We start from the raw sequence: 23569 nt of genomic DNA on the forward strand, positions 1-23569 counted from the left end.
TGGGTTGGGGGTTACTTCTTCTTCAAAACGCTCTGCGGATTGAGGTTGCCGATGCGACCGCTCTCCGAGCCCGCCGCCGGATCGATCACCGCGTTGATCAGGGTCGGCTTGCCGCTATCCAGCGCCGCATTGACCGCACGCTTCAGCTCGTCGGGCGAGGTGGCGTTGACGCCGACGCCGCCGAAGGCTTCCATCATCTTGTCGTAGCGCGAGCCCTTGACGAACACGGTGGTCGCCGGATCGTCGCCGGCGCTGTTGACGTCGGTGCCGCGATAGATGCCGTCATTGTTGAAGATCACGACGCAGATCGGCAGCTTGTAGCGGCAGATGGTCTCGACCTCCATGCCCGAGAAGCCGAACGCGCTATCGCCTTCGACCGCGAGCACCGGCAGGCCGGTCTCGACCGCGGCGGCGATCGAATAGCCCATGCCGATGCCCATCACGCCCCAGGTGCCGACATCGAGCCGCTTGCGCGGCTTGTGCATGTCGACGACGCCGCGGGCGAGGTCGAGCGTGTTGGCGCCTTCGTTGACGAAGATGGTGTCGGGGCGTTCCGCAATGATGGCGCGGAGCGCGCCGAGCGCACCGTGATAATCCATCGGCGAAGCGTTGCTCATCAGCTTCGGCGCCATCTTGGCGACGTTGTCGTCGCGCTTCTTCGCCACGGTTGCGAGCCAATCGCTTGGTGCGGCCGACCAGTTCGCGCCCATCGCGTCGAGGAACGCGGAGACGCAGGAGCCGATATCACCGACCACGGGGGCGACGATCTCGACGTTGGAATCCATTTCCTTCGGCTCGATGTCGACCTGGATGAATTTCTTCGGAGCTTCGCCCCATGTCTTGCCCTTGCCGTGCGAGAGCAGCCAGTTGAGGCGGGCGCCGATCAGCATCACGACGTCGGCTTCCTTCAGCACGGTCGAGCGTGCAGCACCGGCGCATTGCGGATGCAGATCGGGCAGCAGGCCCTTGGCCATGCTCATCGGCAGGAACGGCACGCCGCTCTTCTCGACGAAATTCTTGATCGCCTCGTCGGCCTGCGCGTAGGCGGCGCCCTTGCCGAGGATGATCAGCGGGCGCTTTGCGCTCTTCAGGATGTCGAGCGCGCGCTTGACCGAAGACGGGGAGGGGATCTGCTCCGGCGCCGCGTCGATCACCTTGACCAGCGACTTCTCGCCGGCCGCAGCGTCCATCACCTGGCCGAACAGTTTTGCCGGCAGATCGAGATAGACGCCGCCCGGACGGCCCGACACCGCGGCGCGAATCGCGCGCGCGAGGCCGATGCCGATGTCCTGGGCATGCAGCACGCGGAACGCCGCCTTGCAGAGCGGCTTGGCGATCGCGAGCTGGTCCATCTCCTCATAGTCGCCCTGCTGCAGATCGACGATCTCGCGCTCCGACGAGCCGGAGATCAGGATCATCGGGAAGCAGTTGGTGGTGGCGTGGGCCAGCGCGGTGAGGCCGTTGAGGAAGCCGGGCGCCGACACCGTCAGGCAGACGCCGGGACGCTTGGTCAGGAAGCCGGCGATCGATGCCGCATAGCCGGCGTTCTGCTCGTGGCGGAACGAGAGCACGCGAATGCCCGCCGCCTGGGCCATGCGGCCCAGGTCCGTGATCGGGATACCCGGCACACCGTAGACGGTGTCGATGCCGTTGAGCTTGAGCGCATCGATGACGAGGTGGAAGCCATCGGTCAGTTCTTGCTCGGTGCCCGGTGCCTCGGACTTCGTAGCGGTATTCAGCATCGGCATCGTCTCCCTGATCGTTCTTTGTTCGGACGATCTGATTGTCGTCTGAAGCGGGTGTGGATTCTCAAACTTACGTGAACGGGTCTCTACGTGAACAACTCTTGGCCATGCGCCTCGACATAGGCGGCAAGCCCGAGCGTGTGATCGCGGGCGCGCTTCTCGGCGAGCTCGGTGTCGCGCGCTTCCAGCGCCTCGATGATTCCGAGATGCTCCGGCAGTGAGGTCGCGGTGCGGTCCTTGCGGCCGATCGTGAGCTGGCGATAGCCGCGCACATGCAACAGCAGGTCGTTGGTGAGGTCGACCAGCACAGGCGATTCCGAAAGCGAGATCAGCGCCTGATGGAACGCGATGTTGGCCTTGGAGTATTCCTCGACGTGATCCTGCGGCAGCCGGTCGTCGCTGAAGTCCTTGAAGAAGTCGCGCAGCGCCGAGATGTCCTTCTTGCGCGCGGTGGTCGTGATCAGGCGCGCCGCCATGCTCTCCAGCGCCGCCCAGGCGCGGATCATGTCGACGATCTCCGCCTTGGTGCGGCGGACCACGACGATGCCGCGGCGCGGCACGGTTTTCACGAAGCCGTCCTGCTCGAGCATCGCGATCGCTTCGCGGATCGGCGTGCGGCTGACGCCGAGGCGCTCGGACAATGCGCGCTCGTCGAGCATCACGGGCTCCGGCGTCGCGTAGATGTCCATCTTCAGGATCGCTTCCTTCAAGGCTTCATAGGCCTTGTTCTTGAAGCTCGTCTCCGGCGCGATCCGGACGATGGCGATATCTGTGTCAGCCATGGTGGGCGACGCCTTGGTCTGTTTCGGTTCTGGCACGACTCGTCTCCTCCTCTTGGAGACGTCTTCTTAGCAGAAGAAATTACCCTAGATTTTTGGCATGCCAAATACCAGAATGTCAAGCTGCCCTTATTTTTCGGACTTTTTGAGCGTCGACCGACCTTGACAATTACGTTTTTGGCATACCAAATGCCACGAAATTTGTCCCAGGAGGAAGCCGATGTCAAATTCTAAGGATGCGGTCCGCAAAATTCTCGATGCGGTCAGGGCCGATAAGCGCACGAGCCTCACCGCGCCCGAAGGCAAGGTGGTTTGCGACGCCTACGGCATTCCGGTGCCGAAGGAAGGCGTTGCCAAGTCGGCGGCGGACGCCGCCCGGATCGCCTCCGACATGGGCTTCCCGGTCGTGATGAAGATCGTCTCGCCCGATATCCTGCATAAGACCGAGGCCGGCGGCGTCGTGGTCGGCGTCAAGAGCGCGACCGACGCCGAGAAGAGCTACGAAACCATTCTCGCCAACGCCAAGAAATATAAGGCCGATGCCAAGATCGAGGGCATCCAGGTCCAGCAGATGCTGGGCGGCGGCACCGAGGTAATCGTCGGTTCGATCACCGACGGCTCGTTCGGCAAGCTGGTCGCCTTCGGCCTCGGCGGCGTGCTGGTCGAGATTCTCAAGGACATCACCTTCCGCCTCGCGCCCGCGACCAAGGAAGATGCGCTGTCGATGCTCGACGGCATCCAGGCCCATGAGATGCTCAAGGGCGTGCGCGGCGGCGACCCCGTCAATCGCGAGGCGCTCGCCGACGTCATCGTCAAGGTGTCGCAGCTGGTCAGCGATTTCCCCGAGATCGTCGAGCTCGACCTCAACCCGGTGTTCGCTACCAGCAAGAATGCGATCGCGGCCGACGTCCGCATCGTGGTCGACTTCGATTACAAGCCGCGCCCGGCGCCGCGTCCGACCGAAGAGATCGTCGCCGCGATGAACCGCATCATGCAGCCGAAGGGCGTTGCGGTGATCGGCGCCTCCGCCGAGGACGGCAAGATCGGCAACTCGGTGATGAAGAACCTCATCAACGGCGGCTACAAGGGCGAGATCTATCCGATCCACCCGAAGGCGGAAGAGATCTTGGGCTACAAGGCCTACAAGAGCGTCAAGGATGTGCCGGGCGTGATCGACACGGCGGTGTTCGCGATCCCCGCGAAATTCGTCGCCGGCGCGCTCGTCGAATGCGGCGAGAAGAAAATCCCCGGCGCGGTGCTGATTCCCTCGGGCTTTGCCGAAGCCGGTGCGCCCGAATTGCAGGCCGAGATCGTCGAGGTCGGCAAGAAGTACAACATCCGCCTGATGGGGCCGAACATCTACGGTTTCTACTATACCCCGGCCAATCTCTGCGCCACCTTCTGCACCGCCTATGACGTCAAGGGCCACGCGGCGCTGTCGTCGCAGTCGGGCGGCATCGGCATGGCGATCATCGGCTTCTCGCGCTCGGCGAAGATGGGCGTATCGGCGATCGTCGGCCTCGGCAACAAGTCCGACATCGACGAGGACGATCTGCTCGCCTTCTTCGAGCAGGACCCCAACACCAATTTGATCGCGCAGCACTGCGAGGATCTGAAGGACGGTCGAGCCTTTGCCGAGGCCGCCAAGCGCGTCTCCAAGAAGAAGCCGGTGGTCGTGCTGAAGGCCGGCCGCACCTCGGCCGGTGCGAAAGCGGCGTCGTCGCACACCGGCGCGCTCGCCGGCAACGACAAGATCTACGAGGACGTGTTCAAGCAGTCCGGCGTGATCCGCGCCCGCTCGCTCCGGCAGCTCCTGGAGTTCGCCCGCGGCGTGCCGGTGCTGCCGACGCCGAAGGGCGAGAACGTCCTGATCATCACCGGCGCCGGCGGCTCCGGCGTGCTGCTGTCGGACTCCGTCGTCGACAACGGCCTGTCGCTGATGCAGATGCCGCCGGATCTCGACGCGGCGTTCCGCAAGTTCATCCCGCCGTTCGGCGCGGCCGGAAATCCTGTGGATATCACCGGCGGCGAGCCGCCGATCACCTATGTCAACACCGTGAAGCTCGGCCTGTCGGATGAGCGCATCCACGCGCTGATCCTCGGCTACTGGCACACCATCGTGACGCCGCCGATGGTGTTCGCGCGCAACATGGTCGAGGTGAAGAAGGAGATGGAGGCCAAGGGCTTCGTCAAGCCGATCGTCGCCTCGCTCGCTGGTGACGTCGAGGTCGAGGAAGCCGCCGAATATCTCTACCAGAACGGCATCCCGGCCTACGCCTATTCGACCGAACTGCCGGTCGAGGTGCTTGGCGCCAAGTACAAGTGGGCGCGCGGCGCGGGCCTGCTCTGATCGTCTGATCAGCCGGAGACCAAAGGCCGCCTCGGACATCGTCCGGGGCGGCTTTTTCATTGCGCCATCCGATCTGACACGTAGGCGGGGAAGGGGCGGCCGCGCGGCTCTGCCCGCCCGAGTTCCGCGCATCGTCCCGTCATTCCCGGGCCGAGCCGGCTTGCCTTCCACAACTGATGTGCTACTGATATGTCAGATAAGACGGAGGAAGCTGCGATGGAGTTGGCTGCAACAGGAATGACCGACCGCCAGCGCAAGTATCGCGCGACCTACCGCGAGCGGGTGGTGGGCTGGTACAATGGCTGGCTGCACGTCGTGCTGATCTACACGATCGGGTTCACGGCGCTGTACGTCTACCTGGCCAATCTGCACGACGTGAAATGGTGGGAATACCTCGCCATCCCGGTGGTCTTCCTGATTGCGAACTTCTTTGAATGGGCGGTGCATCGCTTCGTTATGCACCGGCCCTCGAATGTGCCGCTGCTGCGCGCGATCTACAGCCGCCACACGCTGATGCATCATCAGTTCTTCACCGAAGAGGAAATGCGCTTTGCCGATCATCACGATTGGCGCGTCACCTTCTTCCCGCCCTATGCGCTCGTGGTGTTCACCCTGATGTCGATCCCGCCGGCGATCGTGGCCGGGCTTGTGATTTCGGCCAATACCGGCTGGCTGCTGATCACGACGACCACGTCGATGTACCTGATCTACGAATTCATGCACTTCTGCTGCCACGTCGAGGAAAACGCCTTCGTGCGCAACATGCCCTTCGTCAACACCATCCGCAGGCATCATACCGCCCATCACAACCAGTCGATCATGATGGAGCGGAATATGAACCTGACCTTCCCCGTGATGGACTATGTGTTCGGTACCTCCGATCTCAATCGCGGCCTGCTCGGCCACGTCTTCAACGGCTACAGCACGCGCTATGTGAAGACCGACATGCGACGGACGGCGCGGACGCCGCGGGTCGTGGTGAAGGAGCGATCGGTGCCGCATGCCGCAGCTTGAACCCAATCTCGCCGGCCTCGCCTGGTTCGGGCTGCTGTGGAGCGTGTGCTGCATCGGCTTCCTGCAGCTGGCCGGGATGTATCCGCTGCGCGGGGGCACCGTCCTGCCGGTGACGATGACGACGATATTGTGGGTGATGCTGCTCGCCGGCACGCTGGCATTCGCCCTGGTGGAGCTGCGCTGGACCACCATCATTGTGGTGGGCGGTGTGCTGTTCCTGTTCCTGCCCGAGCTGTTTCAGGCGCTGCCGGAATGGTGGCGCGACGGACGGGCGGGATTGCGGCTGTCCTGTTGCGCCATGGTCGCAGCGCTGGCGCTGCTGATCGGCGTGGCTGCGCCGTCGTTTCACATCTGGACCTGAGGGGACGTTTTCGATGCCAAGCCACATCAAGCTCATGTTGTCGCTGGCCTGCCTCGCCACCGCGGCCTGCGGATACTTCTTCATGGTCTATCTGGGGCAGCAGGGACCGAGCTACGCGGTCGCCTTCCTCGGTGTGTTCGCCACGGGCGCGATGTGGATCTTCCCCGAGGTCGTCAAGAAGGACCTCAAGATGCGTCCGCCGGGGTCTTGATGTGATGCTGCAGCACGGGGAGGATCCGATGGCGAACTATACCGGGGACCGCACCATCGACGGCATTTCCGTCCTGGTCGACGGCGCGCCGCTGTCACCGCATTACGACCAGCTCCGTCTCAACGAGCATGGTTTTGAGTGGAGCTATGAGGGACCCGAGCCGGCACAGCTGGCCTTCGCGCTGCTCTATGATCATCTGCACGACGCCACGGTCGCAAAGGCGCTGCACGAGAGCTTCATGCGGCGCATCGTCGCCAATTTCGACAACGAATGGGAGCTCTCCTCGGCCGATCTCGATGAGGCGGTCGCGGCATTGCGGTCCGGACAGACGGCCTGACCCCCCCTGATTTCTCCACGAGAGAATTTTTGAGATGACGCTGACCTGTCGCGCCGCGGTGCTGCATCAAAGCGGAACGCCGCTCTCGATCGAGCGCGTTACGCTGGCGCCGCCTTCGCCAACCGATGTCGTGGTGAAGGTGCGTTCGGCGGGGCTCTGTCATACCGATCTGGAGGTGATCGACGGATCGCTGCGTTATCCCCTGCCGATGATCCTCGGGCACGAGGCGGCCGGGGTGGTCGAACAGGTCGGCAGCGCGGTGCGCGACGTCCGCATCGGCGACCACGTCATCCTGTCATGGAATCCGCATTGCGGGCACTGCTTTCACTGCGACCGCGCGCAGCCGATCCTGTGCGAGACCTATCTCGCCAGGGGTGCGGAAGGCGTGCATTTCGACGGCACGTCGAAGGCGCAGCTCGCGGCCGGCGGCGGCCTGGCGCATCTGATGTTCCTTGGCGCGTTCTCGGAATATGTCGTGCTGCCGGCGCAGCAGGCGATCGTCGTGCCAAAGGACATCCCGTTCGACCGTGCGTGCCTGATCGGTTGCGGTGTCATGACCGGCGTCGGCGCCGCGCTGAATGTCGCCGAGATCGGCTATGGCGATACCGTGATGGTCACCGGCTGCGGCGCGGTCGGGCTGGCAGCGGTGCAGGGCGCCAGGCTCGCCGGTGCCGGTGCGATCATCGCGGTCGATCTCGACGACGCGAGGCTTGCGCTGGCGCGGCAACTCGGCGCGACGCACGCCGTCAACGCGGCGCGCGAGGACCCGGTCCAGGTTGCGAAGGCGGCGACGCGCGGGCGGGGCGCCGACGTCATCCTCGAGGCGGCGGGCCATCCACTGGCGTTTCGGCAAACCGCGGAGGCGGTGCGGCCGGGCGGCGAGGTGATCTGGCTCGGCAAGATCGACGTCACGCAGGACGTGAGCTTCCGCTGGGGCGCGTTGATGGGCGAGAAGCGTTTCCGCCGTTCGAGCTATGGCGGCGCGCGGCCGCGGCGCGACTTCCCCTTGCTGGCGCAGGCCTATCTCGACGGCCGACTCAAACTTGACGAACTGATCACCGGCCGCTGCACCCTCGACGGCATCAATGATGGCTTCGAAGCGTTGCGGCGCGGCCGGTCGATCCGCACGGTCGTCGAATTCTGAAGCATGATCCGGAAAAGTGGACCCGGTTTTCCGAAAAGTTCACGTTCGAACAAAGGTTTCTACAGCGTCGAACGCGCGAAACTCTCGATGTAGTCGATCAGGCTGTCGGAGGCAGCGCCCGCGGCGTCGACGCGGCGCTCGGCGATGGCTTCGGCGACATCGGCATGCAGCCGCGCGGCGAGCGGCAGATCGGCCGCTTCCTTGTAATGCTGGTACCAGAATCGGCGCGACAGGCCGTGCATCAAGCCCATGGCGCGGGAGGCGAACTCGTTGCGCGACGCCGCGGAGATCAATGTGTTGAACTGGTGATCCAGCCGCATGAACAGCAGATCGTCGGACTTTTCCGCTGCGCGCCGCATGCCGGCGGCGATCTCTGAGAACTGCGCACGCTGCTCGCCGGTGGCGCGCTCGGCAGCGCCGCGCGCCATCAGCCGTTCCAGCTCGCGCCGCACCTCGAGCAGGCGGAGCTGGGCGCGAAGGTCGATCTCGGACACCAGCACGCCGCGACGGGCCAGGATGTTGACGAGGCCGTCGCGCGACAGCCGCTGCAGCGCCTCGCGGATCGGGGTACGGCCGATGTCGAGCCGCTTGGCGAGCACGAGCTCGGAGAGGGCGGTGCCCGGAGGCAATTGCAGCGTCACGATCAGCTCTTCCAGCTCGGCATAGGCGCGATCGGTGAGGGTGACATCGCCCTGCGGGAGAAGAGCCTGCGCGGTAGCGCGCGGCTTGCCGGCGGCGGACGATTGCCGCGCCGGCCGGCGGCTTCCTGCTGCGCGGGCGCGCACCGTGCTGGATCGTTTGCTCGAATCTGCCATCGGGATCTTGCGTGCTGCTGTCCAGCAGATATCTCACACGCCCCGATCGCACTGACAAGGCCGCCCGATCGGCACTACACCGAATCCGGCGGAGTGCAGCGAACGGCCGCGCATCATCAGTGCGAAATGCTCTCCAGCGACCGGCCGCGGGTTTCCTCACCGAGCAGCAGCACCGCCAGCGCCGCCACCACGAACGCGCCGGCGCCGAGCGCGAACACGCCGCTCTGTCCCGCCGCGGGCAGGATCACGCCGATCACATAAGGGCCGATCAGCGATCCGATTCGGCCGACCGCGGAGGCGAATCCGGTCCCGGTTGCCCGGACATGGGTCGGATACAGTTCGGGCGTATAGGCGTAGAGCGCCGACCACATGCCGAACAGGAAGAACTGCATGCAGAGGCCGGCAATGATGAGCTGGGTCTGGTCCGCCGCCGAGCCGTAGAAGTGGCACGCGATCGCGCCGCAGAGCAGGTTCATTGCCAGCGTCGCCTTCCTGCCCCAGGATTCGACGAGCCATGCCGAGACCAGGAAGCCGGGGATGCCCGCGAGCGAAATCAGGATGGTGTAGAACACCGATTTGGTGATCGGGAATCCCTTGGCCTGCAGCAGGGCGCCGAGCCACGTGGTCAGGCCGTAGAAGCCGAGCAGCGCGAAGAACCACAAGGTCCACAACATCGTGGTCCGCCTGGCGTAGATGCCTGAAAACAGCGTCCTCAGGCCCGTTGTTGCGGATGCAGGGGCAGGCGCCTGGCGCACGACCGGCGGCAGCTCCTTGCCGCCGATGCGATCGCGGACCCTGCTTTCGATCTCGCGCACGGTCGCTTCGGCCCGCTCGGAATAGCCATGCGAAGCGAGCCAGCGCGGCGATTCCGGAACATAGCGCCGGACCACGAGCACGAACACGGCCGGGATCGCCTGCAGGATGAAGACCCAGCGCCAGTCGGCGGCCTGCAGCACGAAGTAGGTCAACAGGCCAGACGCGATGAAGCCGAGCGGCCAAAATCCCTCGAGGAAAGCGATGTAGCGGCCACGGTTGCTGGCGGGCATGATCTCCGAGACCATCGATTGCGCGACTGGAAATTCCATGCCCATGCCGAAGCCGAGCAGCAGACGGGATGCACCGAGCGCGGTCGCCGTTGTCGAGAGACCGCAGCACAGGCTGCCCAGGCCCCAGAAGATCATGCTGACCTGGAAGACGCGGGCGCGGCCGAAACGGTCGGCCAATAGGCCGGCGGAGGCGGCGCCTATGAACATGCCGAGGAAGCTCATGCTGGACAGCAGCCCGGCTTCCGCCGTCGACAGGCCGAAGGTCTGACGGATCGAGCCGAGCACGAAAGTGAGCGCGGCCAGGTCCATGCTGTCGAAGAACCATGCGGTTGCGATGATTCCGAAGATCCAGCGCTGATAGGAGGTCAGCGGCAGGCGTTCGAGCCGTGCCGCGATGTCGGCGACCTGCTGTGCCTGCGCGGTCCGCGCGACGGCGGCCGGAGCCAGGCGTCCGGCCGATGCGGTGACGTCGGAAACGGTCATTGCTGTCCTCCCCAAGTGGACGTTGCCGGGCTCTTTTCGGCCCTCTTTCATAAAATGTCACACGAATAGCAGTAATATGTCAATTGATTATCACGTGCGCGAGGCGCCTGGCAGGGCCGGAACCCATCGGCGCCTCGCGCCGGCCTTCTGTGATCTGATCGACGATCGGTGCCGCTTCGGACAGGTTCCGAAGCGGCATCAAGACCCGGTTAACGGCATCCGAGAAATCGGGGGCTAACGGATAATCCGGCTTTAATGGGGGGCCGACTAAACGTCTCTGGTTGCAGCGTGCCGGATGCCAGGAAGCATCCGTTATTGCGTCCGAAGGAGGCGTTTTCCCCATCATGTCAATTCAGATCGATTCGGATTTTGCGAGCGAAGATCGCGCCAGGGCGCAGATCGGCGCGGCGGTGAGCTATCTGCTCAGGGATGCAACCGGCGTCGCGCGTGAGCATGCCGTCGAGACGATTGTCGAGATGGTGCGCGAGATCGCGAGCCGGCCGGCCGGTGCCGATGCGCCATCGCTTCAGCCGCTGATGAGCGGCGTCGCCTACCGCGACTTTGTCATCGATGCCTACCGGCGAGACGTCGATCGGTGGCGCGCGACCATCCGCCGTTCGAACGGCAAGAAGATCCGGATCGCCTCGCCGCCGTCGGTGCGCGACGAAGCGACGACGACGGCGGACGCGATCACCGCCGAGAAGGCCATCGAGTTCGCCAGGCGCGCGATCGACCTCGGCGAGGTGATCTGACCCGCACGGCCTCGAGGCTGCTCGGATGTCGGTCCGGCAGCCGCTGCTCTATGCCTGGGACGCGCGATGTGCGAGTCTTGATCCATCGCGTCCCAGCTGAGACATGCCATGCCGTCAGAACTCCGCTCGCCCCGTCTTGCCGTCCTGATCGATGCCGACAATGCATCCGCAAAGATCGCAGATGGATTGTTCGAGGAGATCGCCAAGATCGGCGAGGCCAGCGTGCGCCGCATCTACGGCGACTTCTCCAATCCGAGGTCCAAGGGCTGGGCCGACATCCTGTCGAAGCACGCCATCATCCCGCAGCAGCAATTCGCCTATACGACCGGCAAGAATGCATCCGACATCACCCTGGTGATCGACGCGATGGACCTGCTGCACAGCGGCCGGTTCGATGGCTTCTGCCTGGTGTCGTCGGACAGCGATTTCACCCGTCTTGCCGCTCGCATCCGCGAGCACGGCATCGACGTGTTCGGGTTCGGCGAGCAGAAGACGCCGGAAAGTTTCCGTCAGGCCTGCCGCAGGTTCGTCTACACCGAGAATTTGCGCGGCGGCGCGGTGAGCAACCAGGACTCGGCCGCGCGTGCCCAGCCGTTGCAGCCGCCCGAGGCCGCGACGCCGATCATCAAGAAGGTGCTCGGCCAGATCGCCAGTGAAGATGACTGGGTGACGCTTGGCGAGGTCGGACGCCAGCTCGCCAATGTCGCATCCGATTTCGATCAGCGGACTTACGGCTTCCGCACGCTCGGCGAACTGGTGCGCAGGACCAACGCCTTCGAGATCGATAATCCCAAGGGCGGGGCGATGCGGATCCGCATCAAGCCGGCGGCCGCACCGCCGCCGAGACGGAGAGCGCCAAGACGGCGAGCGGACCAAAAACCGCCGGAATGAAAAAAGCGCGTGGCGCGGGCCCGCCCTGAACGTCTTCTGAATCTGAACCAATGATGAATGCCGTCTCGCACGCTATTCGAAGGGGCTTTTTCATTTGTGCTGGAACCAAAGCGAGTTGCGAGGGAACTGGAATTTGTGCCCAAGTTGCCGCGCCGGAACTGGAACGTCTCATTCGCTCCGATGTTGAGATGCGTCGATCAACTCGGAGGAGGAGAATGATGAACAAGCGTTTTGCCGTTTCCCTTGTCGCTGCTGCGTCGCTGCTCGCGTCCGGTTCGGCCTTCGCGCAGTCCACGACCGCTGCGGGTGCCGCCAACGGTGCGCGAACCGGCGGCGAGATTGCGGGCCCGGTTGGCGAGATCGTCGGCGGCACGGTGGGTGCTGCGGTCGGCGCCGGCCTCGAGATTCCAAATGCGGTGATCACCTCGATCCCGCGCGGCGAGCCGTCGGTCGTGGTGCGCGAGCGCGTCGTGGTCGGCGAGCCGCTGCCCGACACCGTCGTGCTTCGCCCGGTGCCGCGCTACACCGAGTATCGCTATGCGGTCGTCAACGATCGCCGCGTGATCGTCGACGCGCGCAGCCACCGGATCGTCAAGATCATCGACTGATCGCACCAAGCTTCATCTGATTGCGAATATCCTCGCGGGCGTATCGCCCGCGGGGATTTTCTTGGATGCCATGAATACCGGCATGGCACAGGCCCGGTTTTTTCATGCAGCCACCGGTTGGCCTGACCGCCCGATCCCCTAGACTGTCCGGCAACGGACGCAGCAAGCGTCTGCCTTGGACAAGCAGGGGACGGAAACATGGGTCGGAAGATCGCGATCGTCGGCGCGGGTGCGGTCGGCGGCTATGCCGGTGCGCATATGGTGCAGGCTGGTGAGGACGTCACCTTCATCGATCCCTGGCCCGAGCATGTCGAACACATGCGCAAGCACGGACTGCGCGTCACCCACGCGATGGATGTCGCTGAGTTCTCGGTGCCGGTCCGCGCGCTGCACGTCACCGACGCGCAGCAGCTCGCCAAGGAGAAGCCGGTCGATATTGCCTTCGTCTGCATGAAGTCCTACGACACCGGCTGGGCCACCATGCTGATCCGGCAGTATCTGGCGGCGGACGGCTACGTCGTGTCGCTGCAGAACTGCATGAACGAGGAGACCATCGCCGGCATCGTCGGCTGGGGCAAGACGCTCGGCTGCATCGCGAGCAGCATCACCGTCAATCTGCCCGAGCCCGGCCATATCCATCGTGGCGCCGGCAAGGGCGGGGCGGCGCATACCGTGTTTCGTGCCGGCGAGGTGCATGGCCGCATCACGGCGCGGGCGGAGGAAGTTTGCCGGCTGGTCGCTCATTCCGACAGCGCCAAGGTCACCTCCAATCTCTGGGGCGAGCGCTGGTCCAAGCTGGTCGCGAACGTGATGGGCAACGGGCTGTCGGCCTGCACCGGTCTGCCCGGCGGCGAGGTGCTGCAAAGCGAGCCGCTGCGCCGCTTCTCGACCCGGCTCGGCAGCGAAGCGATCCGCGTCGGCCAGGCGCAGGGCTATCAGCTCGAGGAGATCCTGCACCTGCCGCCCGAGACCATCGCCCGCGCCGGCGAGGGCGACGAGGCCGCGACCCGCGCCTGCGACGAACAGCGCTTCAAGGACAGCAAGCGCACCTCGTCCGCGCAGCGCCCCTCGATGGGCCAGGACATGCAGAAGGGCCGCCGCACCGAGATCGAATTCCTCAACGGTTTTGTGGTGCGCGAAGGCGAGAAGCTCGGCCTTGCCTGCAATGCCAACGCTGCGCTGACCGACATCGTCAAGCGCGTCGAACGCGGCGAGCTGAAGCCGGATCCACGGCACATCACGGAGCTGCGGATGAATTGAGCGGCCGGCGCCGACGAGAATTCCATGTAGATCGTGCGCCCTCGAAGAGCGCGCAGCTATTTGATGCCGTATCTTGCTGCCATCTCGTCCGCTACGTTCGGTTTGATGGCCAAGGCCATGGCGATGTCGGCCTCGCCGCCTACTGCATCTCCCTTCCGCTGCTTGGCAATTGCCCGTCCGTAGAGCGCCACCGCCATCTTCGCATCGATCTGAAGCGCAGCGTCATAGTCTTCAATGGCTTGTTCCAACGCACCTTTCTTGAGATGGGCAACGCCACGCGAATCAAGAATGCTGGCCTCGCCAGGTTTTATCCGCAGTGCTTCGTTACAATCAGTCAGCGCACTCTCGTACAGGCCGAGCACTGCGCGAAGTAAGCAACGGTTGTTCAGGACGGATGCGTTGTTGGGCTCCAGCTTTAGTGCCTGGGCGAAATCCGCCATGGCGTGATCATAGTCCCGCTTTCCTTGGTAGGCGCTCGCCCGCCGGGAGAAGGCGGTTGCGGTTCCGGGATTTGGATCGAGCTTGATCGCCTGGTCGTAGTCGGCATTCGCGCGATCGCGATCCCCCTTCATTCCGTAGATGTAGGCTCTTGCGCGGTATCCTGCCGTGCATAGTGGATCAAGCGTGATCGAGCGATCTACGTCTTCGATCGCTCGATCGTACTCGCGCGTGCTTGTGTATGCCGTGCCGCGGGCCAGAAAGGCGCGCGCGTTACCCGAGTACAGGTTGACGGCCTCGTTGAAGTCCTCGATGGCATGCTCATAATCCGCCATCCGGAGATAGGTCTGGCCGCGGCCGGCAAATGCAAGCGATGAGGTCGGATCGAGGGAGATCGAGCGGTTGTAGTCTGCCAATGCCTCGTTGATTTGGCGGTTTCCCAGATAAAGTCCACCTCGGTTGACATACAGCCGGGCGTTGTCCGGATCGTAGTCAATGACGCGGCTAAGTTGCTCGATAGCTCTTGCGTAGGCGCCAGTGGACGACAATGGAGCCGTGGCGGCCCGGGCGCGTGCCTCCCTGTTCCTAGACAGCGCAGATGCGTCGGGAATCTTACCTTCGGCCGCGGGTGGCGCGTCGGCTCGGCATGCGGATACGATCCATTGTGTTTGCGCCTGCTGTGCCCGCGCCGGATCAGTTCCTCCGAGGGCAACTAGAAGAGCTAACAACGCGAACGCTAACCACGAGCGTGGGCTAATCGGCCGACAGCGTCTGCAGTTCGAATGAGACGAAATCTTGCCAGCGAATGTGCGGATCGGGTCAGAACTTCCAAACAGAATCATACGTAATGTTCTCAACTAACCGAGAACAACGTTAGCAAGAATTACGGCGACGTACACCCCTCGAGTTGTCGGGGCGCGAGAGTCTTGGCGACCGTTAGGGCGCGGACGAAGCCTTCCAGACTCGCGCTGGAGGTTTCGCGGGTGCGCGCGATAGCAGGGCGACCTGCGCCTTGTCGCTACAGCAGCTGCCGTACTCCCATCCCATGCATAAACCGCTCGCGGATTTGCACGGGGTCGCGCCTTGTCGTGCCGGTGCCGGGCTTGTCGTCGATGCGGACGCCGATCAGGGTTGGGGCCGAAGCTGACTTCGACTGCTCGATCAGCCGCTCGAAATCGTCCTCGTCGGCGGCCCAGGAGCTGTTGGCGAGGCCGCTGGCGAGTGCCACCGCGACGATGTCGGTATGGCCTGCGGCCGGGGTCGGCTGGCTGCCGGTGATCTGGTAGATGCCGTTGTCCATCACCACCATGGTGAGATTTTTGGGCGCCAATGTCGCGATGGTCGAGAGGCAGCCGAGCTGCATCAGCAGCGAGCCGTCGCCCTCGAGCGCGAACACGCGCCGCTTCGGCTGCGCCAAGGCGACGCCGAGCGCGATCGGAAACGCAAGTCCCATGCTGCCAAGCATGTAGAAATTCTCCGGGCGGTGGCCGGCTGCCCAGAGATCGAAATTGGTGTTGCCGATGCCGCCGATCACGGCCTCGTCCTTCAACTTGCTGACGAGGCGCTGCGTCAGATCGAAGCGGTTCATCACCTTGGTGTTGCGCTGTGTGCTGGTCATGGCTGATCTCACTTGTCGAAGGTCTTGCCGCCGGTCAGCAGCGGCGAGAGGATCAGCGCCACCGGCGCCTGGGTGGTGACGGCCTGCTTGATCGAGCGGTCGGCGATGAATTCGAGTTCGTCTAGCCGGGTGATGGTGTGGTGCTCCATCGCCAGCGAATCCAGCACCGGGCGCATGGTGCGACAGACCAGCGCCTGGCCGTAATTGAACTCGCCGAGCGTGCCGCGCTCGGAGACGAACATGATCAGCGGGATCTGGTAGGGCACCGCCAGCGAGGCCAGCACATTGGCGAGCGTGGCAAAGCCCGAGGTCTGCATCAGCACCGCGCCGCGCATGCCGGCCATCCAGGCGCCGGAGACGATGCCGACCGCCTCTTCCTCGCGCGCGGTTGGAAATGTCGTGAAATACGGATCGGCGTGCAGATTCTTGATCAGCGTGGTCAGCACCCGGTCGGGCACATAGGGCACCAGCTTGATCTCGTTCCGTTTCAGGGTCTGCAGCACGATGCCGTGCCAGGTCGCCCCCGACGTCTGGGACGAGGCTTGTTCCGTAGCCGCCATCCTGTTCTCCCTCATCGTGCGACGCTGATGTTCGCTTTCGGCTCGAAACTTGACGCGGCGCCTGTGATTGTCAACATGCCGCGGCCGCAACGCGATCTGCGGAATTCGGCCATCGCTGTGCCGAACCGACGTGCGATACAGGCGATAACGACAAAGGGACGGAACGATCAAGGGACGGGAGGCGTCGATGGCCGGATGGGTCTGGCGGACCGCCATTGCGGCAGCGGCCGTGCTTGCGGCCGGCTTTGCGTCCGCGCAGCCATACCCGGCCAAGGCCGTTCACATCCTCGTTCCGTATCCGCCCGGCGGCGGCGTCGACGTGCTGACGCGCACGCTGGCCGAAGCCGTGTCGAAAACCTGGACGCAAGCGATCGTGGTCGAGAACCGGCCGGGCGCCGGCGGGGTGATCGCCTCGCAGGCGATCGCGAGCTCGGCGCCTGACGGCTACAATTTGATCATGGTGGCGAGCGGACATGCCACCAATCCGTTCCTCTATCCGAAGCTGCCGTACGACACGTTCAAGGATTTCTCGCCGATCTCGCTGCTGGCATCGTCGCCGAACGTGCTGCTGGTGCGCGCGGACTCGCCGCTCAAGTCGGTCGGCGACGTCATCGCGGCTGCGAAGGCAAAGCCGGGCAGCCTGTCGTTCGCCCATGCCGGCAACGGCACCTCGACCCATCTGGCCGGCGAGCTGCTCAACAATCTCGCAAAAATCGATCTCAGCGCGATCCCCTACAAGGGCGGCGCGCCCGCGATCAACGATCTGCTTGGCGGACAGATTCCGATGTCGTTCAACAACGGGCCGGAATCGGTCGGCCAGTTGCAGGCGGGCACGGTTCGCGCGCTGGCGGTGACGACGGCCTCGCGCGCGCCGTTCCTGCCTGACGTGCCCAGCATGTCGGAGACCGTGCCCGGCTATGATACCGAGGTGTGGTGGGGCCTGCTCGGGCCGGGCAACATGCCGGCCGATCTCGTCGCGAAGATCTCGCATGATTTCGTGGCGGCAGTGAACACCGCTACGGTGAAGGAGCGGCTCGGCAAGCTCGGCGCGATCTCGATCGGCTCCACGCCGGACCAGTTCACGGCCAAGATCAAGGCCGACTACGACAAATGGGGGCCGATCATCAAGGCCGCCGGCATGAAGGCGGAATAGCAGATGGTTACATCCGAGATTTCCGCCTGCCTGCCGCCGCGGCCCGTGACACCGCCGCGGGAGAAGTTGCCGGCGAAGGCCTGCGACACGCACGCGCACGTGTTCGGCCCGGCCGACCGCTTTCCCTACGCCAATGATCGCAGCTATACGCCGCCCGACGCGCCGCTCGCGAGCTATCTCGGCATGCTCGATGCGCTCGGCTTCGCGCGCGGCGTGCTGGTGCAGGGCAGTGCGCATGGCCGCGACAATTCGTCGATGCTGGATGCGTTGCAGCGCGAGCCGGCGCGGCTGCGCGGCGTCGCGGTGGCCGACGCCGATGTCGCTGCGGGCACGCTGCGGCAATGGCACGTGCTCGGCGTCCGCGCGTTGCGCTTCAACCATTTCTTCCGTGGCGGCCAGTTGCATTATCGCGGTGGCATTCCGCTCGGCGTCGCGGAGACGCATGCGCCCGCGATGGCCGAGCTCGGCTGGCACCTGCAGCTCTGGATCGACGTCAAGGATCTGCCCGGCACGATCCCGGCGCTGAAGGCGCTGGGCTTGCCGGTCGTGGTCGATCACATGGGCCGCACCGATGCCGCCGCCGGCATCAATACCGCGGGCTTTCAGAGCCTGCTGCGTGCGATAGATGAAGGCTGGTGCTGGGTGAAGCTGTCAGGCGCGCATCGCTTGAGCCAGCGCGCACCGGATTATCCGGATGCGCGGCCGTTCCACGAAGCGCTGCTAGCGGCCAATCCTGAGCGGCTGGTGTGGGGCGGCGACTGGCCGCATCCGCGGGTCGAGGGCGAAATGCCCGATGCCGGCCATCTGCTCGACTTGTTCTACGAATGGACGCCGGATGCCGCGACACGTCACCGCATCCTCGTCGACAATCCCGCAAAACTCTATGGCTTCCCAAACTGAGAGCTGCTCGAAGACATGACCGTCAACAACAAGCGCGTGTTCTACGTCAAATACCTCGCCCACGAGATCTATGTCGACATCCTGAAGAAGCGGCCGGACGTCCGGCTCGATCGTCTTGAGAACGAGACACCGGAGGCGCAGTTCGCTCCCGTGCTGGCGGATGCGCATGCCTACCAGATCGGCGCGGCACGCGACGAGCTGGCGCCGCATTTCCATGCCCATGCCGAGCTGCTGAAGCGGGCGCCGAACCTGCTGATCGTGTCCTCGAACGGTGCCGGCTTCGATCCGGTCGATGTCGATGCCTGCACGGCCGCGGGCGTGCTGGTCGTCAACCAGTCCGGCGGCAACGCCAACTCGGTCGCCGAGCACGCGCTTGGCATGATGCTGACGCTGTCAAAGCGGATCATCCAGTCCGATCGCCGGCTGCGACGCGAGGCCAATGTCAACCGCAACGATTTGATCGGCAACGAGCTGAGGGAGAAGACCGTCGGCATCGTCGGCCTCGGCAATGTCGGCCGCCGCATCGCCGAGCTGTGCAAGGGCCTGCTGCACATGAAGGTGATCGCCTACGATCCGTATCTGACGGCAGACGAGATGGCGAAGCGGGGCGGCGAGAAGGTCGAACTCGACGATCTGCTGCGCCGCGCCGATTTCGTCTCGATCTCCTGTCCGCTGGACAGCAAGAGCCGGGGCATGATCGGCGCCCGCGAATTCGCGCTGATGCAGCCGCACGCCTATTTCGTCACCACGGCGCGCGGCTTCATCCATGACGAGAAGGCGCTGGAAGAGGCGCTGCGCGAAAAACGTATCGCCGGCGCCGGCCTCGACGTCTGGTCCAAGGAGCCGCCGCCGCCGGACCATCCGCTGCTGCAGTTCGACAACGTGCTGGCGAGCCCGCACACCGCCGGCGTCACCCGCGAGGCGCGCATCAACATGGGCCGGATCGCGGCCGAACAGATCCTCGACGCGCTCGACGGCAAGCGCCCGCCGCGCATCATCAATCCCGAGGTCTGGCCGGTCTACGCGAAGAGGTTCGAGAAGGCGTTCGGGTTCTTGCCGGGGTAGGTGGCGGCGGTAGCTGCCAGCGGCGGAGTCAGGTGAGCACACCAGTCAGGCTCCCTCTCCCCTTGCGGGAGAGGGTGGGGAGAGGGGTGGCCCCGGGCGCGACGGCCGACGAGGGCACGACCGTCTCAATTCGGATCCCGCATTGTCGGACTGCAAAATGAGAGAGTGTGCCGTGCGGCACCCCTCTCCCTAACCCTCTCCCGCAAGGGGAGAGGGAACCCTGCCGTTGGTGCGTCCCTCACCAGCGAGGCGTGTCGCGGCCGCGCGCGGCCAAAACAAAATACCGAAAAACAACCCCATGCAAAGGAGCCGGCGGCTGCGGCGTTCGACCAGCAACTTGACACGTCGGGCAACTCAAGGGTACATTTCCAATATTCCGAAATCGTGCAGGCGCTCGGCCGCGCATCGTCGGTCCCGAGGTGTGGCCGGTGTATGCGATGCGGTTCGAGAGGGCGTTCGAGTTCATGCCGACGTGGTTGAAGTCGAAGGCCGCCGCCGTGGCAGGTGAGCACGCTTGTCAGGTTCCCTCACCCTGCCATCGTAATGACCTCGTTAAACCCGGTGCCGGTCATACAGCTCGGCGCAACTGGAACACGTCAAGTGTGTTCGACACGCAATGCAACTGACTAAACCTCAAGCTGTGATTTATTCGCAACGCGCGAAAAGCAAACGGCAAGAAGAGGCGCAGTTCCATCGCTGGGCCACGCAGTTTCATTGCTAGACGAGCATGACTCCTGCACGCTGCGGGCGCGGCGCTTCGCGGTCGCCGTGACTCCAGGGGAATGCAGTGGGAACTTTTGTGGTGCCCGATCAGCAAGGCGTATCGGGAGTGGTTGCGCGACGAACACTGGCTTCGCTGTGTGCCGGGCTGCTCGCGTCGGTGACGCTGCTCGTGACTGTCTTGCCGGCTGCGGCCCAGGACGCGACCTGGGTTTTCAACCCCACGGTAGGCGGACCCGTCCCCGGAACGCCCGATTACAATGGCGCCGCCAATTGGACACCGGCAACGGTACCGACCGGCACCGCCACATTCGGATCGACGAACAGCCCCAGGCTGTCGTTTTCGGCGACCAACACCAGCGTCGGTGGCTGGACTTTTAATGCCGGGGCTTCCGCCTACACGTTCGGGCTCGTCGGTCAAACACTTACGTTCAACGGTGCCGGCATCGCTATCGATGGTGGTAGCGCCACCTTCAACATCAACGCCAACGGGGTCATCACAAGCACACTACAATTCCTCAACGCGAGTTCGGCCGGCAACGCCACCATCATCAATAACAACTCGCCGGGCGCCGCCCTAACCACCAACACGGTAGCGTTCTTCAACACCAGCTCAGGCGGCAACGCCACCATCAACAACGACCGTAATCTCGCTTTCCACGACAACAGCACTGGCGGCAATGCGAAAATCGTCAACACTGCTGTGGCGGACTTCTTCAACGCGAGCACGGCCGGCAATGCCGTCATCACCGAGAACGGCTTCTTGGCCTTCCATGACACCAGCACAGCCGGCAACGCGAGCATTACCAATAATGGCGGCACCGGAGTAAGTTTCCAGGATGCCAGCACAGCCGGCAATGCCACCATCATCAACAATTTCGGCTTGGCGTTTGCGAATTCGAGCACGGCCGGCGCCGCCACCATCACGACCAACAGCGGCGGCACGACTTTCATTCAGGACTCGGCCAGCGGCGGAACCGCGCGCTTCATCCTGAACGGGACCGGCATACTCAACATTTCAGGCCTCACGACCGGCGGTACCGCGGCCGGGTCGATCGAGGGCGGCGGCAACATCCGTCTCGGCGCGAACACCCTGACGGTTGGCGGCAATGATCTCTCGACGACATTTTCCGGCGTCATCAGCGGGACCGGCGGGCTGACCAAGGTCGGCGACGGCACCTTGGCCCTGTTAAACATCACCAACAGCTACACCGGCGCGACCGCCGTCAACGGCGGCACGCTCGAGGTGGACGGCTCGATCGCCCGCTCGTCGAGCGTGACGGTCAATTCAGGCGGCACCTTGAGCGGCACCGGCGTCGTCGATCCCGCGTCCACCACCATCGCCCCGGGCGGCACGCTGGCGCCCGGCAATGCCGCAAGCCCGACCGGCACGTTGAACGTTACCGGAGATCTCGCTTTCCAGTCCGGCGCGTTCTATCTGGTGCAGGTGACGCCGTCGGCCGCGGCATCGACCAATGTCCTCGGGACCGCGACGCCGGGCGGCGCTACGGTCAAGGCGGCATTCGCCAATGGCAGCTACATCTCCAGGCAATATACCATCCTGAGCGCGGGCAGCGTCAGCGGCACCTTCGGCGCGCTCACCAACACCAACCTGCCGGCAAACTTCACGGACTCGCTGAGCTACGACGCCGCCCACGTCTATCTCAACCTCACGCTGAACTTCACGCCGCCACCGTCCGGCCCCAACTTCGGCAGCGGCCTGAATCTCAATCAGCAGAACGTCGCCAACACGCTGGTCAACTACTTCAACACGACCGGCGGCATTCCGATGGTCTACGGCACGCTGACCCCGGCGGGCCTGACGCAAGCCTCGGGCGAACTGGCGACCGGCTCGCAGCAGACGACGTTCGATGCCATGAACCTGTTCATGGGGCTGCTCACCGATCCCTTCATGAGCCGCAACTGTGACGCAGGCTCAGCGCGGGACGCTCCGGGCTATGCGGAGGAGCGCGATGCCAGCGGCTGCGCAGCCACAAGGAAGACGGGCGCGTATGCGATGTTCACCAAGGCGCCGCCGGTGCCGTTCGTGCCGCGCTGGAGCGTCTGGGCGGCGGGCTACGGCGGCTCGCGATCGACCAGCGGCAACGCCGTCGTCGGATCGAACGACACCACCAGCAGCGTGTACGGCACCGCTGTTGGAGCCGACTATCTGTTTTCGCCGAACACCATCGCGGGCTTTGCGCTCGCCGGCGGCGGCACCAACTTCTCGGTCGCGGGCAGCGGCAGCGGCCGATCCGATCTGTTCCAGGCCGGCGCCTATCTCCGCCATACCGAAGGTGCGGCCTACATTTCCGCGGCATTGGCTTATGGTTGGCAAGACATCACCACCAACCGCACGGTGACGGTCGCCGGCCTCGATCAACTCCGCGCCGAGTTCAATGCCAATACCTATTCCGGCCGGCTTGAAGGCGGCTATCGTTTCGTCGCGCCGTGGACCGGCGGCATCGGCATCACGCCTTACGCCGCGGGCCAGTTCACGACCTTCGATCTGCCCGCCTATGCCGAGCAGGTGATCTCGGGTCTGCCGACCTTTGCGCTCGGCTATGCCAGCAAGAGCGTGACCGACACGCGCAGCGAGCTCGGCTTGCGCACCGACAAATCATTCCTGGTTCAGGACGGCATCCTGACGCTGCGCACGCGCCTGGCCTGGGCGCACGACTACAATCCCGACCGCGCGATCGCAGCGACCTTCCAGGCGCTGCCCGGTACAAGCTTTGTCGTCAACGGCGCGGCGCAGGCCAGCGACTCCGCGCTGACCACGGCGTCGCTCGAGATGAAATGGCGAAGCGGCTGGTCGGCGTCGGCGACATTCGAAGGCGAGTTTTCCGACGTCACCTCGAGCTACGCCGGCAAGGGCGTGGTGCGGTATCAGTGGTAAGCCGCCGCTGTCCCTGTTTGTGAAGGACGCCGTCTTCGCCTGATTGCATGAATGAAGAAAACCGCGGTGCTGATTGGAACCCAGGTCAGCAACCGAAACGAAAACTCGGCAGGCAGCGGAACGAGATGGACTCATAACATAACATAATGTTATCATAACATTGCTTTGTTAAACTCCAGGCTGCGCGTTTCTCGCAACAGAATGCGTAACGGGAAGATGCGCTTCCTCGTTGCGCGACGACCGGCACTCCTGCGCGCGGGGCGCTGCGCGGTGTCTCCAGGGGAATGCAGTGCGAACTCTTGTGGTGCCCGGCCAACGCAGTGCGTCGGGATTGTGCGGGCGACGAACGCTGGCTTCGTTGCGTGCCGGGCTGTTTGCGTCGGTGGCGCTGTTGGTGACCGGCTTGCCGGCCGCGGCTCA

Annotated in this window: 21 protein-coding genes; 14 read left to right on the forward strand and 7 right to left on the reverse strand. The window is 64.4% G+C overall.

The genetic code is table 11. The features are described 5' to 3' along the window. Positions 1-11 precede the first annotated feature (11 nt). Together oxc and CK489_RS22620 are read right to left on the reverse strand one after the other, a co-directional pair. Positions 12-1742 (reverse strand): oxalyl-CoA decarboxylase, encoded by a 1731-nt coding sequence (oxc, locus tag CK489_RS22615; protein ID WP_095734613.1) that lies wholly within the window; start codon positions 1740-1742, stop codon positions 12-14. Between the two features lie 89 nt (positions 1743-1831). Further along, positions 1832-2527 (reverse strand): GntR family transcriptional regulator, encoded by a 696-nt coding sequence (locus CK489_RS22620; RefSeq protein ID WP_050387017.1) that lies wholly within the window; start codon positions 2525-2527, stop codon positions 1832-1834. 217 nt (positions 2528-2744) lie between these two features. On the opposite strand from CK489_RS22620, the gene CK489_RS22625 reads away from it, so the two are divergent. The 6 genes from CK489_RS22625 (at position 2745) to CK489_RS22650 (ending at position 7941) form a co-directional block, all read left to right on the forward strand. Beyond that, a complete protein-coding gene (locus tag CK489_RS22625) occupies positions 2745-4874 on the forward strand; it encodes an acetate--CoA ligase family protein (protein ID WP_095733856.1) in 2130 nt (709 codons plus the stop codon). A gap of 216 nt (positions 4875-5090) precedes the next feature. Further along, on the forward strand, positions 5091-5888 hold the full coding sequence (locus CK489_RS22630; RefSeq protein WP_095733857.1) for a sterol desaturase family protein: 798 nt from the start codon (positions 5091-5093) through the stop codon (positions 5886-5888). Next, positions 5875-6249: a hypothetical protein gene (locus tag CK489_RS22635; protein WP_095733858.1), complete on the forward strand. Its 375-nt coding sequence runs from the start codon at positions 5875-5877 to the stop codon at positions 6247-6249. Before CK489_RS22630 ends, CK489_RS22635 begins: the two co-directional genes overlap by 14 nt. Before the next feature lie 13 nt (positions 6250-6262). Further along, a complete protein-coding gene (locus CK489_RS22640; RefSeq protein WP_095733859.1) occupies positions 6263-6460 on the forward strand; it encodes a hypothetical protein in 198 nt (65 codons plus the stop codon). A 28-nt stretch (positions 6461-6488) separates the two neighbouring features. Further along, positions 6489-6797, forward strand: a complete 309-nt coding sequence (locus tag CK489_RS22645) for a DUF6166 domain-containing protein (RefSeq protein WP_198960999.1) — start codon at positions 6489-6491, stop codon at positions 6795-6797. A 34-nt stretch (positions 6798-6831) separates the two neighbouring features. Next, complete coding sequence (locus CK489_RS22650; protein WP_095733861.1) at positions 6832-7941, forward strand: Zn-dependent alcohol dehydrogenase; 1110 nt, start codon at positions 6832-6834, stop codon at positions 7939-7941. Positions 7942-8000: 59 nt separating this feature from the next. Here the strand turns inward: CK489_RS22650 and CK489_RS22655 are convergent, their stop codons facing one another. Together CK489_RS22655 and CK489_RS22660 are read right to left on the reverse strand one after the other, a co-directional pair. Continuing rightward, complete coding sequence (locus CK489_RS22655; RefSeq protein ID WP_050630323.1) at positions 8001-8756, reverse strand: GntR family transcriptional regulator; 756 nt, start codon at positions 8754-8756, stop codon at positions 8001-8003. A 116-nt stretch (positions 8757-8872) separates the two neighbouring features. Next, entirely contained in the window at positions 8873-10285 is a 1413-nt protein-coding gene (locus CK489_RS22660) for an MFS transporter (RefSeq protein WP_095733862.1), read from the reverse strand. A 344-nt stretch (positions 10286-10629) separates the two neighbouring features. Between CK489_RS22660 and CK489_RS22665 the strand changes: the two genes are divergently transcribed. From CK489_RS22665 to CK489_RS22680, 4 genes are all read left to right on the forward strand, one after another. Then, positions 10630-11037, forward strand: coding sequence for a hypothetical protein (locus CK489_RS22665; protein ID WP_095733863.1), 408 nt, complete (start codon positions 10630-10632; stop codon positions 11035-11037). Between the two features lie 108 nt (positions 11038-11145). Continuing rightward, positions 11146-11928, forward strand: coding sequence for an NYN domain-containing protein (locus CK489_RS22670; RefSeq protein WP_095733864.1), 783 nt, complete (start codon positions 11146-11148; stop codon positions 11926-11928). 218 nt (positions 11929-12146) lie between these two features. Beyond that, positions 12147-12536, forward strand: coding sequence for a DUF1236 domain-containing protein (locus tag CK489_RS22675; protein WP_095734614.1), 390 nt, complete (start codon positions 12147-12149; stop codon positions 12534-12536). Positions 12537-12734: 198 nt separating this feature from the next. Then, entirely contained in the window at positions 12735-13796 is a 1062-nt protein-coding gene (locus tag CK489_RS22680; RefSeq protein ID WP_095733865.1) for a ketopantoate reductase family protein, read from the forward strand. Between the two features lie 56 nt (positions 13797-13852). Here CK489_RS22680 and CK489_RS22685 read toward each other — a convergent pair whose 3' ends face one another. From CK489_RS22685 to CK489_RS22695, 3 genes are all read right to left on the reverse strand, one after another. Beyond that, on the reverse strand, positions 13853-14782 hold the full coding sequence (locus CK489_RS22685) for a tetratricopeptide repeat protein (protein ID WP_158226484.1): 930 nt from the start codon (positions 14780-14782) through the stop codon (positions 13853-13855). A gap of 470 nt (positions 14783-15252) precedes the next feature. Continuing rightward, complete coding sequence (locus tag CK489_RS22690; RefSeq protein WP_095733867.1) at positions 15253-15852, reverse strand: thiamine pyrophosphate-dependent enzyme; 600 nt, start codon at positions 15850-15852, stop codon at positions 15253-15255. A gap of 8 nt (positions 15853-15860) precedes the next feature. Further along, on the reverse strand, positions 15861-16412 hold the full coding sequence (locus CK489_RS22695; RefSeq protein ID WP_095733868.1) for a thiamine pyrophosphate-binding protein: 552 nt from the start codon (positions 16410-16412) through the stop codon (positions 15861-15863). Positions 16413-16599: 187 nt separating this feature from the next. Between CK489_RS22695 and CK489_RS22700 the strand changes: the two genes are divergently transcribed. From CK489_RS22700 to CK489_RS22715, 4 genes are all read left to right on the forward strand, one after another. Beyond that, on the forward strand, positions 16600-17565 hold the full coding sequence (locus CK489_RS22700; protein WP_095733869.1) for a Bug family tripartite tricarboxylate transporter substrate binding protein: 966 nt from the start codon (positions 16600-16602) through the stop codon (positions 17563-17565). 3 nt (positions 17566-17568) lie between these two features. Next, positions 17569-18465, forward strand: coding sequence for an amidohydrolase family protein (locus tag CK489_RS22705; RefSeq protein WP_095733870.1), 897 nt, complete (start codon positions 17569-17571; stop codon positions 18463-18465). Between the two features lie 15 nt (positions 18466-18480). Continuing rightward, a complete protein-coding gene (locus tag CK489_RS22710; protein WP_095733871.1) occupies positions 18481-19530 on the forward strand; it encodes a hydroxyacid dehydrogenase in 1050 nt (349 codons plus the stop codon). A gap of 802 nt (positions 19531-20332) precedes the next feature. Next, complete coding sequence (locus CK489_RS22715) at positions 20333-23149, forward strand: autotransporter outer membrane beta-barrel domain-containing protein (RefSeq protein ID WP_245350476.1); 2817 nt, start codon at positions 20333-20335, stop codon at positions 23147-23149. Positions 23150-23569: the final 420 nt, after the last annotated feature.

Origin of the sequence: Bradyrhizobium sp. UFLA03-84 (genome assembly GCF_002289535.1) — a bacterium.
Classification (GTDB): domain Bacteria; phylum Pseudomonadota; class Alphaproteobacteria; order Rhizobiales; family Xanthobacteraceae; genus Bradyrhizobium; species Bradyrhizobium viridifuturi.